The sequence below is a fragment of the Maritimimonas sp. 2210JD6-3 genome, assembly GCF_056591795.1.
The window spans coordinates 49337-67183 of the sequence record NZ_JBWQOJ010000018.1 but is presented as its reverse complement, the minus strand read 5'-3'; the positions used below and the strand labels follow the sequence as shown (position 1 = coordinate 67183).

The 17847-nt window shown below is 36.2% G+C and carries 5 protein-coding genes; all 5 read left to right on the top strand.

All coding sequences use genetic code 11. The annotated features are described in order from the left end of the window. On the top strand, window positions 1-5017 hold a 5017-nt coding region (locus AC1EUY_RS09340), incomplete at its 5' end, for a Calx-beta domain-containing protein (RefSeq protein WP_480195259.1). Between the two features lie 38 nt (window positions 5018-5055). Beyond that, a complete protein-coding gene (locus AC1EUY_RS09335; protein WP_480195258.1) occupies window positions 5056-6003 on the top strand; it encodes a PorP/SprF family type IX secretion system membrane protein in 948 nt (315 codons plus the stop codon). 41 nt (window positions 6004-6044) lie between these two features. Continuing rightward, entirely contained in the window at window positions 6045-8969 is a 2925-nt protein-coding gene (locus tag AC1EUY_RS09330) for an OmpA family protein (protein WP_480195257.1), read from the top strand. A gap of 172 nt (window positions 8970-9141) precedes the next feature. Continuing rightward, complete coding sequence (locus AC1EUY_RS09325) at window positions 9142-16860, top strand: T9SS type B sorting domain-containing protein (protein ID WP_480195256.1); 7719 nt, start codon at window positions 9142-9144, stop codon at window positions 16858-16860. Between the two features lie 33 nt (window positions 16861-16893). Beyond that, window positions 16894-17841: a PorP/SprF family type IX secretion system membrane protein gene (locus tag AC1EUY_RS09320; protein ID WP_480195255.1), complete on the top strand. Its 948-nt coding sequence runs from the start codon at window positions 16894-16896 to the stop codon at window positions 17839-17841. Window positions 17842-17847 lie beyond the last annotated feature (6 nt).

Genomic DNA, 17847 nt, shown 5'->3' with positions numbered 1-17847 from the left:
CTTAGTTCATACAGTTGGCGTTGTAGAATCAACTTTTGATGAGACGTATCCATTTATATTAGCAGACAATACAACCAGTGGATCAGACTACATCTTACCACCAGTATTTAGTAATGGTGTTACGTATGATGCTGTTTCAGGTACGATTACGGTACCAGCAGGGGTTACGAGTTTTACAGTTACGATTGCTACGGTTGACGATGCCGTGGTAGAACCAGATGAAGTTTATGATTTAACGATTGGCGGTATTGCAGCTACAGGTACCATAGAAAATAACGATGCAGCGAGCGTAACTATTAATGATGTCACTGTTGGTGAAAATGCAGGGACGGTAACTTTTAATGTTACTTTAGACAACGCTGTGTCAAGTGGATTTAGTGTCGATTTTACAACTACAGATGGTACAGCCTTAGATGGTTCTGATTATACATCAGTAAGTAATACAGTAAATTTTGTTGGTACTGCAGGAGAAACTCAGACTATAACAATTAACATAACTGATGATACAGTGGTGGAACCCATTGAGCAATTCACTGTTGATTTATCAAATATTACAGGAGGTTTAGCAACGATAGGAGATAACCAAGGTATTGGTACTATTAACGATGATGATGTAGCAGGACTAACGATAAATGATGTGACAGTTGATGAAGATGCGGGTACGGCAATTTTTATAGTTACACTCGATAATGCTGTTTCTAGTGGATTTACAGTTGATTATACAACTACAGATGGCACGGCACAGGCAGGTTCAGATTATATAGGGAATAACAATACATTAAGTTTTACGGGTACAGCGGGAGAAACACAAACTATTACGGTTAATATAACAGATGATACCTTAGTAGAACCAAGCGAACAATATACTATTGATTTATCAAATGTTACAGGTGGCCTAGTGACCATAATAGACAATCAAGGGTTAGGAACGATTAATGATAACGATATTGACTTGGTAATATCTAAAGAAGTTGATGATAGTACACCTGTAGAAGGTGGTACAATAAACTATACGATTACAGTTACCAATAATAGCTTTATTAACGCCACGAATGTGAGCTTAGATGATGTGTTGCCATCAGGTATAACAACTTCAGGTACACCTAATGCAAGTCAAGGTAGCTATGATGGAACAACTTGGACGATTGGTACATTAACTAACGGAGCTTCAGCTACATTAACAATTCAAGCAATTGTCGATGTTGGAACTGCGGGAGATATTATAACAAATACCATTACCAATGTTACTCAAGATCAAACAGATAGTAATATTACCTCAGATATTTTATTTGTAGATATAGAAGTAGAAAATGACGCAGATCTATTTATTGGTAAGACAGTTAGTAATACTATGCCTATTGAAGGAGAAACAATTACCTATACAATAACTGTTATCAATAATGGTCCAGCGCAAGTAAGTAATGTGCGTTTAGATGATGTCTTACCTGTGGGAATAACACCAACAGGCAATAATATTGTGAGTCAAGGTAACTATGATGGTACTACTTGGACTATCGGAACAATAAATAGTGGTGCTCCAGCTATAACACTTACAATAGAAGCTGTTGTTAATGTGGGTACAGGAGGACAAACTATAACAAATACGATTACCAATATTGTGTTAGATCAAGACGATAGTAACAGTACTCCAGATGATCTTTCGGAAGCTATAGAAGTCCAAAATGATGCAGATCTGGTAGTCGAAAAAACGTTGATAAGCGGAACGAATACGCCGTTTGTTGGAGATAATGTAGTATATCAGATCACAGTTACGAATAATGGTCCTGCACAAGCTACAAATGTGAGTTTAGATGATGTGTTACCTGCGGGTGTAACCCCAACAGGAAATAATACGGTAACTCAAGGTGCTTATAATGGAACTACTTGGACAATTGGTACTATTAATAATGGTGCTGCTCCAGTAATTTTAACTATAGAAGCTACTGTAGATATTGGTACGGGTGGTCAAACCATAACCAATACGGTTACGAATAGTAGCTTAGATCAAAACGACAGCAACGATACACCTGATGACCTCGAAGAAGCTATAGAGCCAAGAGCGGTCTCAGATATCGAGATTACCAAAGTAATTACTAGTGCAAGTGGTGCAACACCTTTTGTAGGTACAGATATTACATTCGAGTTAACGGTAACAAACCAAGGCCCAAGTGTGGCGACTGGTGTTATATTATCTGATCAATTACCTGCTGGGTATAGTTTTATAAGTGATACTGGTGGAGGAAATTATGATCTGGCTACTGGAGAATGGACTCTACCTGATATTCCGTCGGGAGCAACCGAAATACTAAGCATTACAGCAACCGTATTAGCGAATGGTGTGGCAGCAGATTATGATAATTATGCAGAGATTATTGCGGCCGACAATTTTGATCCAGATAGTCAGCCAGATGCGACTCCAGATAGAGATATGCCCGTACAAGATGATGAAGCTTTTGTAGCCGTAACACCAATACCTGTCTCAGACTTACGTATCGATAAGACAGTTAGCGGAGCAGATCCTGTAACAGGTATTTCGAATCCTACAACAGGTGATGTGGTTACATTTACAATTACGGTTACCAATGATGGTCCAAGTAATGTAACAGGAGTCGCTGTGGAGGATGTGATTCCAGATGGTTATGGTAACATTAATGTTGCAAGCATAACAAATGGTGGAACATTGAGTGGTAATACGATTACATGGACAGGTTTAAGTATTGATAATGGAGATAGTATTTCATTACAATTTGATGCTGAAGTATTACCAGATGGTACCACAACAACAGATAGTTATTATAACAGAGCTGAAATCATTGCTTCAGATAATATTGATTTTGATAGTGATTTTACAGAAAGTTTTGATGTTGATGATGATGGAGATGGAGACCTTTTAAATGATGATGATGAAGATAGGCTTACTGCTAATGATATTGTGATTAACTTCTTACCTACTGCAGTTGATGATGTAGCAGAAGTAGTAGAGAATTCAATAGATAATAATATTCCTGTTGTAAGAGGAGATGTTGATGGTAATGGAGAAGATGACTTTGGTAGAGATGGACCAAGTAGCAGCCCAATACAAATAATAACTTTTCCACTTCCTTCTGAAGGAATAGCTACAGTTAATGATGGAGGCACGCCTGATGACCCTAGAGACGATTCTATTGTTTTTACTCCAGCACGAAATTTTGTAGGTACTGTAGTTATAGAATATTTAATAGAAGATGGTCAAGGACCACTATCAAATCTGCCTGGAGTTGGTGATACAGACACTGCAATTTTAACCATAACTGTACTTGTAGATACCGATGGCGATGGTATACCAGACGTTGTTGATATCGATGATGATAACGATGGTATTATAGATACTGTAGAGAGCAATGGTGTCGACGCAACAGGTGATCATGATAATGACATGATACCAAATTATCAAGATTCAGATTTTGGATGCACGTTAAACGCGAATGGTGTTTGTGATAATTTAGACTTTGATGGCGACGGAATCATTGATCAATTAGATATTGACGCAGATAATGATGGTGTGCCTGATAATGTGGAGGCACAAACGACAGATGATTACATGCCTCCTTCAGGAGTTGATGCGAATAATAATGGTTTAGACGATGTGTATGAAAGTGCTCAAGGCGGAACAGATACTGTGCCATTAAACACAGACGGTTCTGATAATGCTGATTATATAGATTTAGATTCAGACGATGATAATGTGCCAGATAGTATTGAAGCACATGATACCAACCATAATGGTATGATAGATGCTGGTGAGGCCTCATTCTTAGGAACAGATGAAGATTTAGACGGATTAGATGATGGTTATGAAGGAGGAGATGCGAATGATGGCTTTGACGTAAATGATGAAATCAATGATCCTGCATTAGATTTGCCAGATACAGATGGTACCGAAGATGTAGATTATAGAGATATTGATGATGACGGAGATGGCGTATCAACATTAGATGAAAACCTAAATAGCACACCAGACCCATTTGATGATGACTTTGATGGTGATGGTCAACCTAACTATTTAGATATCGATGATGATGGTGATGGTATACTTACATTGGTAGAAAATGACCTTGCAAATGACCCTGATTTTGATGGTGATGGAAATCCAAATTATTTAGATATAGATGCCGATGGTGATGGACTTCCAGATAATATTGAAGGACAACCAACAGTTGGTTATATAGAACCATCAGGAATTGATTCAGATGGTAACGGTTTAGACGACGCATATGAAATAAATCCAGGTTCAGGCGAAGGAATAAATCCTGTAAATACAGATGAAAACGTCGAAACTTTTGGTGATACTGCTCCTGACTACTTAGATGACGATGCTGACGCCGATGGTGTTCCAGATAATATTGAAGGACATGATGCAGATCATGATGGTGTAGCTGATGTCGATTCAGCAGGTATAGATAGTGACGGTGATGGTTTAGATGATGGATATGAGGGTAATAATGTGAACGATCCATTTGACGTAAATGATGAAATTGATGATCCGACACAACTGCCAGATTTCGATTTCTCTACAGAACCAGATGCAGTAAACGATGATGTTGATTATCGAGATGAAGACGATGATGGTGATGGAGTTCCAACACGTGAAGAAGACACGAATGGAAATGGCAACTATATAGATGATGATTGCGATTTTGATGGAGATCCTAATTACTTAGATATTATTCCTTGTAATAGAATTCCTAGTGGATTCTCTCCAAATGGTGATAATAATAATGATACATTTGTAATACCAGCCTTGTCAGGGTATCCGAACTTTAGAGTAGAAATCTATGATCGTTGGGGAGTTAGAGTGTATGACTATAAAAATAACGGAAGAACAGGTGACGCTATCGAGTGGTGGGATGGGTATTCTGATGGTAGATTAACCTATAAAAAAGGAGAACGTGTACCTGTAGGAACCTATTACTATATAATTTATTTTAATCAAGATAACTTAAAACCGAAAACGGGTTGGGTTTATGTAAATTATTAGAGTAATTAGATTAAGAATTATTAAACACTCATTTTGAGATGCATATTATAAAGAACAGACATAAGATAGTTTCGGTACTACTGTTAGGTTTATTGTTAGGTTTGACTTCTATTGAGGTTAATTCGCAGCAAGACCCTCAATATACGCAGTACATGTACAATATGAACATTGTAAATCCGGCGTATGCTGGTAGTAGAGGTACATTAAGTATTGGATTATTGGGTAGAACCCAGTGGGTTGGTATTGATGGCGCTCCCAAGACGGCTACGGCAGCTATTCATGCACCTGTAGGTAAGAATTTAGGTGCGGGATTTAGTTTTATAGCTGATGAGTTGGGTCCTGTAAAGGAGCAGAATATTTATGCAGATATATCGTATACGATTTCTACGTCAGAAGAAGGTAGATTAGCTTTTGGTTTAAAGGGCGGTATTAGTTTATTCAATGCGAATTTACTAGATGTTGATTTACCCCAGAATGATGTTGATGATTTGTTCGCAGAGAACATCAATAGGAGTTTTCCAAATTTTGGTGCTGGTATTTTTTATTACAATGAGAAGTTTTATGTAGGGTTGTCTGCACCTAATTTTTTAGAGACGGTTCATTTTGAGAAGGAGGGTAATGCGATTACCAGAGCTTCAGAGGAGACGCATTATTTTTTAACGAGTGGTTATGTTTTTGATTTATCACAGACGTTAAAGTTTAAGCCAAGTGTTATGTTGAAGGGCGTTCAGGGAGCACCATTATCGGTTGATGTATCGGCGAACTTTTTGTTTAATGACAGGTTTGAGGTTGGTGCGAACTATAGGTTGGATGATTCTGTGAGTTTGTTGGCTAATTTTGGATTTACACCGAGTTTGCGAATAGGTTTTGCGTATGATTATACGACGACGAATTTGGGTAATTTCAATAATGGTACGTATGAGGCGTTTTTATTATGGGATATAGATTTTTCGAAGAAGAACTTAAAATCACCTAGATTTTTCTAAAAAATAGAAGTTAAAGTAACAGAGTTTTTATAATGCATCACATGAAAAAGATATTCACAGCAGCACTATTATTAGTTACCGCAATAGTATTTTCACAAATTTCTGATCCTGGAAAATATACTATTAAAAATGTAGAAATAAATACCAAATATTCTGATTTTGGAACTACTTTTTATGGTAAAGATAGAGTTGTTTTTGCTTCACCAAGAGAAGGTGCTTTGATAGCCAAGACGACATGGGAAGGGAATAACCAACAGTTTTTAGACCTATATTCTGCAAAAATAAATTTAGAAGAGGGAGAATTAGAAAATAAAAAAAGAATTTTAGGTGAGGTTAATAATAAATTTCATGAAGGCGTTGTAGCCTTTACAAAAGACCTTAAAACAGTTTATTTTGATGCAAATAATTATTCTGAAAAAGGTAAAGCGGTAAAAGACTCTACGGGAGTTGTGAATATTCAATTGTATAAGGCAGATGTCACGAAAAGTGGTGAATGGAAAAATGTTGTGAAACTTCCTTTTAATAATGATCAATATTCTACAGGGCATCCAACGTTAAGCGTAGATGATAAAAAACTTTACTTTATTTCTGATCGACCAGGTTCTATAGGTAAGACTGATATTTTTGTCGTTGATATTAATGAGGATGGAACGTTTAGTTATCCTAAAAATATGGGAACGAAGATCAATACAGTAGAAAGAGAGATGTTTCCATTTATAAGTGATGAAAATTTTCTCTATTTTTCTTCAGATGGTCATAAAGGATACGGCGAATTAGATGTTTTTGCATGTAGAATTTTTGATAGAACGGTTTCTGACGCAATTAATTTAGAAACACCTATTAATAGCGAAAAAGACGATTTTGCATACATTATTGATGATGAGAATGATAAAGGTTATTTTTCATCAAATCGAGAAGGAGGTAAAGGAGACGATGATATTTACAGTTTTGTGGCAGATCCTCCAATTCGAATTGATGGAGCGCAAGCCATTTCTGGTATTGTAAAAGATATAGATTTAGATGCAATCATTCCAGGTGCTGAGATTACATTATTCGACAAAGAAGGTAATGAATTAGCGAAGCAAATTATACCTACCGAACTTACTGATGATTGGAAACCTACTACCAATGAAGATAGTGATGGTTCTTTAAAAACTACGGTGGAAGACACTAGAAACGCTGATGTACAAGTAAGTATTACCGTAGATAATGAAAATCCTGATTTGGGTGATACTGTAGAATTTACGGTTGAAGTGAGTAATCTAGGAAAACGTACCGCCAAAGGAATAGATGTAAAAGATATCTTACCAGCAGGTTATGTGTATGTAGATGATAATAACCCAACGCTCTATAATGATGAAAAAGATATTGTTCGTATAGATGAACTTAAGAAGGAAGATAAAAAGACAGTTAAGATAAAAGCTAAAGTTTTGCCAGCTTCGAAGGGTGCATTTTCATTTGATGCTAAAAGTAATACAGAATATACATTAGAAATTAAGGCACCAGGGTATTTAAAGGAGGTAATCGATGTTAAGACAGATAATGATACCGATGTTCCTCCGCTAGAAGTGGGTATTAAAATGGATCCTGAATTGCGTGTTGAAAATGACAAAATCATGATCAATATTAATACGATTTATTTTGATTTTGACAAGTCAAATATTCGACCTGATGCTGCGAAAGAACTTGATAAAGTGATTGCGGTAATGAAAGAACATCCATCAATGCTTATTGAGGCTGGTTCGCATACAGATTCTAGAGCTACCGAAGCCTACAATCAAACATTATCGCAAAGAAGAGCAAAAGCTACGGTAGATTATATTGTCGCTGGAGGCATTGATAGAAGTAGAATTACGGCAAAGGGTTATGGAGAAATGCAGCTAACAAATAACTGTTCTAGTTTCGTAAAATGTACAAGAGAAGAACATCAATTAAATAGGCGAACAGAATTTGTAATTGTAAATGACGACAGTCGTTTTGTACAAGTTACTAAAAAGCCTGATGATGTGATTGTTGATCAAAAGGATCCATCAAATATCGGAGATACCGTTTCAGAGAATGTTGTAGAAACAAATGAAGATGCTGATGTTAATAAGCCACAACAGGATGAAGAAATTGCAAACGAAACTCCTGTTAAAGAATATGTAAAGCCAATAAAAGTTGACAATACAAAATATGAACAGTTTGATGGAAGTGTCGTAAGAAAAATAGAGAAAAGGTTCGTAAAAATAGATCCAATCTATTACGAGTATGATAGTTGGAGTTTATCGCCCCGTGAGTTAGAAGACTTAGCTGAGGTTACAAATGTGTTGAATTTAAACCCCGATATTAAGATTGAAGTGCAAGTGCATACTGATGCTAAGAATACAGAAAAGCATAATCAGTTGTTATCAGATAAGCGAGCAAAATCTGTGGTGAATTATTTTGTTTCTAGAGGAATCAAGAAAGATAGAGTTTTTGGTAAAGGGTTTGGTGAATCTGTACTTGTTAATAAATGTAAAAGTTTTGTTAAGTGTTCAGATGCGCAACATCAGGCAAACAGAAGAATTGAATTTGTGGTTGTTGAAGGTAATCCATATCCAACACAAGCTATTAGTGAAAATGAAAACGGTAAGTTTATTAACACAAACCCAATCTATTTTAATTACGATAAGACGAATATTCGTAAAGATGCTGCGTATGAATTAGATAGAATTGTTAAAATTTTAACTGAAAACCCAGAAATGAAGATTGAAGCAGGTTCACATACAGATGCTAACAATACAGAAGCATACAACCAAGAGTTATCTGAGAGAAGAGCTCTATCAGTAAAAGAATATTTAGTTTCAAAAGGAATTAATAGTAACAGGATTACAAGTAAAGGTTATGGTGAAATGCAATTAGTAAATCATTGTTCGAGTTTTGTAAAATGTACCCCCGAGCAGCATCAACAAAACCGTAGAACAGAATTTAAAATTATCGAGTGATAGTCGGTAAAATCTGTTAAAACCTATTTTAAAAATAAAATGTAATTAAAGATTGACGTTAACAATTTTTTATATATTTGTGAATACTACTTTTACTTACGTAAGTAAGTGTAGAAAAAGGGGAGGTAATAGCGTCACTCATTGAATTTATAATATATTAAGTAAACACATTATGAGAAAAAGTTACTTAGTTTCAACCAAACTATATCTTTATATCAGCCAGAAAATATTTTTAACTTTATTTCTTCTAACTTTTTTATCTTTTTCTAATTCAGTAATTTATGCGCAAGATACAGATTCAGATGGCGTACAAGATGTTGAAGATTTAGACGATGATAATGATGGAATTATTGACTTCTTAGAAGGTGTTGGGGATTCGGATGGTGATGGTATTATAAACAGACTAGATTTAGACAGTGATAATGATGGTATTGCAGATGCTGTAGAGGCAGGGTTTACAGATGCTAACAATGATGGTTTAGTAGATGGGTTTACAGATATTAATTCTAATGGATGGGCCGATAATTTAGAAGTAGAACTCTATAGTCAAGATAATGCGGCAAGTTTAATTACTGAGATAAATTCAGTAGGTGGTTGGGTAGCTAATGGAGCTGATGCTAATACATCTTTAGATGCTGTGGTAGGAACTAATTCTTTACGGTTCACTGCGGCTTCAAATGGATCTGATAGTGGTAGATTTTATAATTTTAATGTTACTTCAGGAAGTGTTTACAGTATAAGTTTTTGGGCTAAAAAAGGAGCTCAAGGAAACAATCAAGCTGTTTACACGTCTAATTTCTTTGACAACTCTCCTGTTTTTCCAACAAGTACTTGGCAAAAATTTACATTAACCAGAACAGCAGCAATTACGGGTACTGTTAGGTTATGGGCAAATACTAACTTTAATGATCCTGGAGGTTTATCGGGTGATGAAATTTTTATTGATGGTGTTTCTATAATAGAAGTTAGTCAATCAATATTAGATACAGATGGTGATTTGGTTTTTAACTTCATAGATGTAGATAGTGATAATGACGGATGTTTTGATGCAGTTGAGGGTTCAGCAGCTTTTCCTGCAAATGCTATTTTTGCATCAGGTAGGCTAAAAGATCCAGTAAATTCAAATGGTGTTCCAGGTGGTTCTTTTCAAGCAACAACACTTGGTTATTTTGATTCGGCTTTATTTAGTACTGCTTGTGATGCTGATGGTGATAATATTTCTAATGCTAATGACCCTGATGATGATGATGATGGATTACTAGATGTTGATGAAGAATGTGCGAATAGTTTTTTGGTTGAAACTTTTGGGCAAGCAACGAACCCTAGTGATCAAATTGCTCTTACGGCACCAAATTTTTCTAATATTCCTTTTTCGTCGGGTGTAGTGGATGATAATTCATATGCCGTTGTTACTGACCCTGCTTTCAACACTAGTTTTTGGGGTCCATTAGGTACAAATACAGATCATACAGGAGATACAAACGGATATATGTTATTAGTTAATGCTCCAAATACTGGTAATAATATTGTATATCGTAGAGAAATAACAGGTTTGCAACCAAATTTAGATATTACAATTACTTTTTGGGTAAAAAATATTGCAAGTGCCCCTACCGATGTAGATTTACCAGATTTAAGAGTAAATATAGAAACAACTGGAGCAGTAGTTATTGGAACCGATAATACTGGATCAATTCCTTATACAGGAAATTGGGTGCAACAAACCTTAACTGTTAACCCAGGAACAAATACTTCGGTAAACTTTGTGTTAATAAACAATTGTGCATGTGGCCAAAATGGTAATGATTTTACAATTGATGATATAGAGGTTTTTCAAGTGTGTAATGACGATGCAGATGATATTCCAAATGAGCTAGATCTAGATAGTGATAACGATGGTATTTTAGATGCTGTTGAAGGTTTAGATGATGTAGATGGTGATGGCAATGGTAATAGTACAGATTTAGATAGTGATGGCGATGGTATTTTTGATATTGTTGAAGCAGGTGGAATTGACACCGATAATGACGGGATGATAGATGGGTTTAACGATACTAATGGTGATGGTCAGGATGATCTTATTGTTTTGGTAAGTCCAGATACTGATGGTGATGGCGTATTAGATGTTTTTGATTTAGATAGTGATAATGATGGAATACTTGATAGTATTGAATTAGAAAATAGTTTTGCTGACGGAGATAATTTACCTGACAGATTAGACTTAGATTCAGATGGTGATGGAATTCCAGATAATATTGAGGCACAGCCTACTGCTACGTATGTGGCTCCTAGTGGAACTGTTGATTCAAATGGCGTTGATACGAATTATACAGGAGGTTTAACGCCTGAAAACAGTGATACAGATGCAGATGTAGATTATTTAGATTTAGATAGTGATAATGATCTTATTTTAGATGCCATTGAAAACGGAAGTGCTACAAACTTTCCTTTATTGACTGATGCAGATAATGATGGAATAGATGATGCTTGGGATATTGTAGATGGTACAGGAAATACAGGAGCTCCTAATAATGTTAATAATGGGATTAATCCTCCAAATGCAAGTAATTTAGGTGATGAAGATTCAGATGGAGAGGTAGATTATAGAGATATTTTAGATTTTGATGGAGATGGAGTAACAGATTATATAGATTTAGATGATGATAATGATGGTATTGCAGATGTTGATGAGTCTGGTGGTAATGCTCCTAATGGAGATGCAGATGGTGATGGAATTCCGAATTGGCAAGATACTACTGATGATGGTGGTGCAGGAGATGGTAGTACGACAGATTATACAGATGCAGATAATAATGGAGTTCCAGACGTGTATGATAATGATGGAGATGGTATTCCGAATCATTTAGATTTAGACAGTGATAATGATGGTATTTTTGATATTGTTGAAGCAGGTGGGATTGACACCAATAATGATGGTATCATAGATACTTTTACAGATCTTAATAATGATGGTCAAGATGATCTTATTGTTTTGGTAAGTCCAGATACTGATGGTGATGGCGTATTAGATGTTTTTGATTTAGATAGTGATAATGATGGAATACTTGATAGTATTGAATTAGAAAATAGTTTTGCTGACGGAGATAATTTACCTGACAGATTAGACTTAGATTCAGATGGTGATGGAATTCCAGATAATATTGAGGCACAGCCTACTGCTACGTATGTGGCTCCTAGTGGAACTGTTGATTCAAATGGCGTTGATACGAATTATACAGGAGGTTTAACGCCTGAAAACAGTGATACAGATGCAGATGTAGATTATTTAGATTTAGATAGTGATAATGATCTTATTTTAGATGCCATTGAAAACGGAAGTGTTACAAACTTTCCTTTATTGACTGATGCAGATAATGATGGAATAGATGATGCTTGGGATATTGTAGATGGTACAGGAAATACAGGAGCTCCTAATAATGTTAATAATGGGATTAATCCTCCAAATGCAAGTAATTTAGGTGATGAAGATTCAGATGGAGAGGTAGATTATAGAGATATTTTAGATTTTGATGGAGATGGAGTAACAGATTATATAGATTTAGATGATGATAATGATGGTATTGCAGATGTTGATGAGTCTGGTGGTAATGCTCCTAATGGAGATGCAGATGGTGATGGAATTCCGAATTGGCAAGATACTACTGATGATGGTGGTGCAGGAGATGGTAGTACGACAGATTATACAGATGCAGATAATAATGGAGTTCCAGACGTGTATGATAATGATGGAGATGGTATTCCGAATCATTTAGATTTAGACAGTGATAATGATGGTATTTTTGATATTGTTGAAGCAGGTGGGATTGACACCAATAATGATGGTATCATAGATACTTTTACAGATCTTAATAATGATGGTCAAGATGATCTTATTGTGTTGGTAAGCCCAGATACAGATAATGACGGAGTAATAGATGTGTTCGATTTAGACTCCGATAATGATGGGATTCCAGACGAATTAGAGACAGGTGCTGATACCGATAATGATGGTGTAATAAATTCACGAGATTTAGATAGTGATAATGACGGTATTTTCGATATAGTAGAGGCTGGTAATATTTTGTCCGATGGTAATGGAGATGGTATTATAGATGCCGCTACGCCAATAAGTGTGGGTAGTAATGGTTTATTTGATGGATTTGAAACATTTCCAGATAGTAATATTTTAAATCCAACGTTAACACCGTTAGATTCAAGTACCGTAGGAGGTGTGCCAACACCAGATGGTATATTTGACTTCTTAGAATTAGATTCAGATACCGATGGGTGTAATGATGTTTTAGAAGCAGGATTTGCAGATACAGATCCTACTCCTGACGGTATATTAGGAGCTTCACCTGCAACAGTAGATCCTACAACGGGTGTGGTAGTTAGTACACCGCCACCACCAAATCAAGGCTATACAACACCAGCGAATGTTAACGGTGGAAATTTTGATTTCCAAGAATATAACCAAGCGGCTTCCATTATAACGCAACCAACACCACCTCCAGCAGTGTTAATAGGAAATAGTGTTACTATTGAGGATGCTACAGCAAATGGAGATATATTTAGATGGCGATTTAGTCCAGATAATGGTGTAACAGTGCCTTTTACGGATATTGCTGACGGTGATGCAAATTATTCAGGTCAAAATTCCAACGAATTAACAATTCTAAATGCACAACCAAGTTTAGCAGGGTATTATATATTGAGAGTTGAAGTAAGTAATTACGTATGTAATACAACTCCAGCGGAAACTGATCCAGCGGTACAGGTTGTGATTCAAGGTGATAATGATGGAGATGGAATTCCTGATGTGATAGATTTAGATGATGACAATGATGGTATCCCTGATGCTGATGAATTAGCAGGAGGTGTTGATCCTGATGTTGATGGAGATGGAGTGCCCAATGTGTTCGATTTAGATTCAGATAACGACGGTATTTATGATCTAGTTGAATCAGGTCAATTAAATCCGACCAATCTAGTAGCAGATTCTAATAATGATGGCGTTATAGATGGCGCTAACGCAGGGACTGTAGGAGCAAATGGATTATATAATAATATAGAAACAGATGATTCAAATACAGCTACTGTTTCTCAAGCTACTTTAGATTCAGATAGTGATGGGATAGCTGATTCCAATGAATCAAATGCAGACAATGATGGTTGTAATGATGTGACTGAAGCAGGTTTTGATGATGGAGCTGATGGTAACGATTTCTTAGGTGTTGGAGTTCCAGGAGCAGGATTGGTTACAGATGCTAATGGTGTAGTTCAAAATCAAGGAGGATATAGTGAACCTGCTGATAATGATGGAAATGGTATTTTCGATTATAGAGAGTTTGGTGAACAAGTCACAATAGACACTTCTACTCCTCAAGATGAGACAGTAATACTAAATGCTACTGCTAATTTTGAATTGATTCTTGAAGACGGAATAAATCCTACATATACATGGTTTGAAAGTAACGATGAAGGAGTTTCATTTAGGAGATTAGATGCCGATGGAGGTATTTATACAGGAACAAATACTGCCACACTTACAATAAATGCTAATACTTTAGATTTACATGAGAATCAGTACTATGTAGTAATTTCAGCGCCTGGTTATGCGTGTAATGGTAATGTCACTTCGAGAGTAGCAATATTAAATGTTCTTGAAGATTTCGATGGTGATGGTGTAGCAGATATTAATGATCTCGATGATGACAATGACGGTATTCTAGATACTGAGGAAGGTACAGGAGATTTAGATAATGATGGTCAACCTAATAGTCAAGACATAGACGCCGATGGTGATGGTGTTTATGATATGTTCGAATCTGGCCAGACGGCAGATTTGATTGATTCTGACATGAATGGTATGATAGATGGCGCAGTTGGCTCAAATGGTATTCCTAGTGCAGTTGATCCAGAAAATGATGGAACTGTTAATTATATAATACAGAATACAGATGGCGCTGATAATCCTGACTTTTTAGATACAGATGATGATAATGATGGAATAGATACTGAAAACGAATTTTCTGACCCAAATAATGATGGTAATCCAGATGATGCGATTGACACTGAAGGAGATGGTGTTGATAACTACTTAGATATAGATGATGATGGTGACGGCATTTTAACAAGCCTTGAAAATACAGGAAACTTAGACTTAGATGGTGATGGCATCAATAACTATCTTGATTTAGATACAGATGGTGATGGTATTGCAGATAATGTAGAAGGGCAAACTACTGCAGGGTATATTAATCCTTCAGGAACAGTAAATGCCTTAGGTTTAGATACTGCTTATGAAGGAACAAATGGTATTCAAGCGAATGATGTGAATTCAGATGTAGGTACACCATTTAGTGACCCAAATCCAGATTATAGAGATTTAGATTCAGACGGAGATTCTGTGCCAGATAGTACAGAAGCTCATGATGTAGATCCTTTGAATGGTTTGCCAGATGTAGGCCCTTCGGGTGACGCTGATGGTGATGGTTTAGATGATTCGTATGATGATACTGTTGGCTATGCTGACCCTAATGGTTCGATTGTAAGTACAAACCCAGCCAATGATTTACCAGATACAGATAATAATGGTGAAGTAAATTATAGAGATCGCGATGATGATGGTGATACGGTAGGTACACGATTTGAAGATGCAGTAACGATGGATGGTGACGTTACAAATGATGATACAGATGAAGATGGTATTCCTAATTATTTAGATAACGACGATGATGGTGATACGATACCAACAGCAGGTGAAGGACCAAACCCTGATGTAGATGGACGACCAGTTAATCCTGATGATGCTGATAATGATGGCACACCAGACTATTTAGATAATGATGATGATAACGATGGTGTTCCAACGCAAGAAGAAATAGGAGAAGGAGATACCGATGGAGATGGAATAGATAATTATTTAGATATTGACGATGATAATGATGGTATTCTCACAGTTGTAGAGACCTCTAATGATGATGATTTAGATGGTAATGACAATCATTTAGATTTAGACAGTGATAATGATGGTATTCCAGATAATGTAGAAGGACAAACAACTACTGGTTATCAAGCACCTAGTGGTGTTGATAGTGATAATGACGGTTTAGATGATGTGTATGATAACGATACAGATGGAACCAATGAGTTACCTAATTTCGAATCTACAAATGGTATTCAACCTGTAAATACTGATGAAAATTTAGATAATGGTGATGGCGATCCAGATTATTTAGATGAAGATGCAGATGGTGATAAAGTGCCTGATAGTATTGAAGGCCATAATTTTAATGCAGAAATTGAACCAGATACTATTGCATCAGGTAATGATGATGACGAAGATGGTTTAGACGATGCATATGATGGTGACTTAACAGGTTATGGCGATCCTAACGGAGCTACTGTAACGAATAGCCCAGCAACAGAATTACCAAATTTCGATGGTACTGATGAAGTAAATTATCGTGACATTGATGATGATAATGACGGAATCAACACAGTAGATGAAGATGGAGATATGAGTGGTGATCCTATTACAGATGATTGTGATGAAGATGGTAATCCGAATTATGTTGATGTAATACCTTGTGATCGAGTTCCTAGCGGATTCTCTCCAAATGGTGATAATAACAATGATACATTTGTAATACCAGCCTTAGATCAATATCCAAACTTTACAATGGAGATATACGATCGTTGGGGTAATGTCGTTTATGAATATAGTAATGATGGTAGAGCACAACCACTATGGTGGGATGGATTCTCAACAGGTTCTAGAACTATTTCTAAAGGACAGAAAGTACCTGTTGGTACATACTATTATGTAATTGAATTTAATCAAGACAGACAATCGCCGTTAGCAGGTTGGGTTTATGTAAATTATTAGGGATTTTAAGAATTATTAAACACTCATTTTGAGATGCATATTATAAAGAACAGACATAAGATAGTTTCGGTACTACTGTTGGGTTTATTGTTAGGTTTAACGGGTTTAGAGGTTAGTGCTCAGCAGGATCCTCAATATACGCAGTATATGTACAATATGAACATTGTAAATCCGGCGTATGCAGGTAGTAGAGGTACATTAAGTATTGGTTTATTGGGTAGAACCCAGTGGGTTGGTATTGATGGCGCTCCCAAGACAGCTACGGCAGCTATCCATGCACCGGTAGGTAAGAATTTAGGGGCAGGTTTCAGTTTTATAGCTGATGAGTTGGGTCCGGTAAAGGAACAGAATATTTATGCAGATATCTCGTATACGATTTCTACTTCAGAAGAAGGTAGGTTAGCTTTTGGATTAAAGGGAGGTATTAGTTTATTCAATGCGAATTTAGTAGGTGTTGAGTTGCCGCAGAATGATGTTGATGATTTGTTCGCAGAGAACATCAATAGGAGTTTTCCAAATTTTGGTGCTGGTATTTTTTATTACAATGAGAAGTTTTATGTAGGGTTGTCTGCACCTAATTTTTTAGAGACGGTTCATTTTGAGAAGGAGGGTAATGCGATTACCAGAGCTTCAGAGGAGACGCATTATTTTTTAACGAGTGGTTATGTTTTTGATTTATCACAGACGTTAAAGTTTAAGCCAAGTGTTATGTTGAAGGGCGTTCAGGGAGCGCCATTATCGGTTGATGTATCGGCGAACTTTTTGTTTAATGACAGGTTTGAGGTTGGTGCGAACTATAGGTTGGATGATTCTGTGAGTTTGTTGGCTAATTTTGGATTTACACCGAGTTTGCGAATAGGTTTTGCGTATGATTATACGACGACGAATTTGGGTAATTTCAATAATGGTACGTATGAGGCGTTTTTATTATGGGATATAGATTTTTCGAAGAAGAACTTAAAATCACCTAGATTTTTCTAAAAAATA

Bases quoted from the DNA above. Each gene is read 5' to 3' on its own strand.
- AC1EUY_RS09335 (WP_480195258.1), top strand. From the start codon at position 5,056: ATGCATATTATAAAGAACAGACATAAGATAGTTTCGGTACTACTGTTA.
- AC1EUY_RS09330 (WP_480195257.1), top strand. From the start codon at position 6,045: ATGAAAAAGATATTCACAGCAGCACTATTATTAGTTACCGCAATAGTA.
- AC1EUY_RS09325 (WP_480195256.1), top strand. From the start codon at position 9,142: ATGAGAAAAAGTTACTTAGTTTCAACCAAACTATATCTTTATATCAGC.
- AC1EUY_RS09320 (WP_480195255.1), top strand. From the start codon at position 16,894: ATGCATATTATAAAGAACAGACATAAGATAGTTTCGGTACTACTGTTG.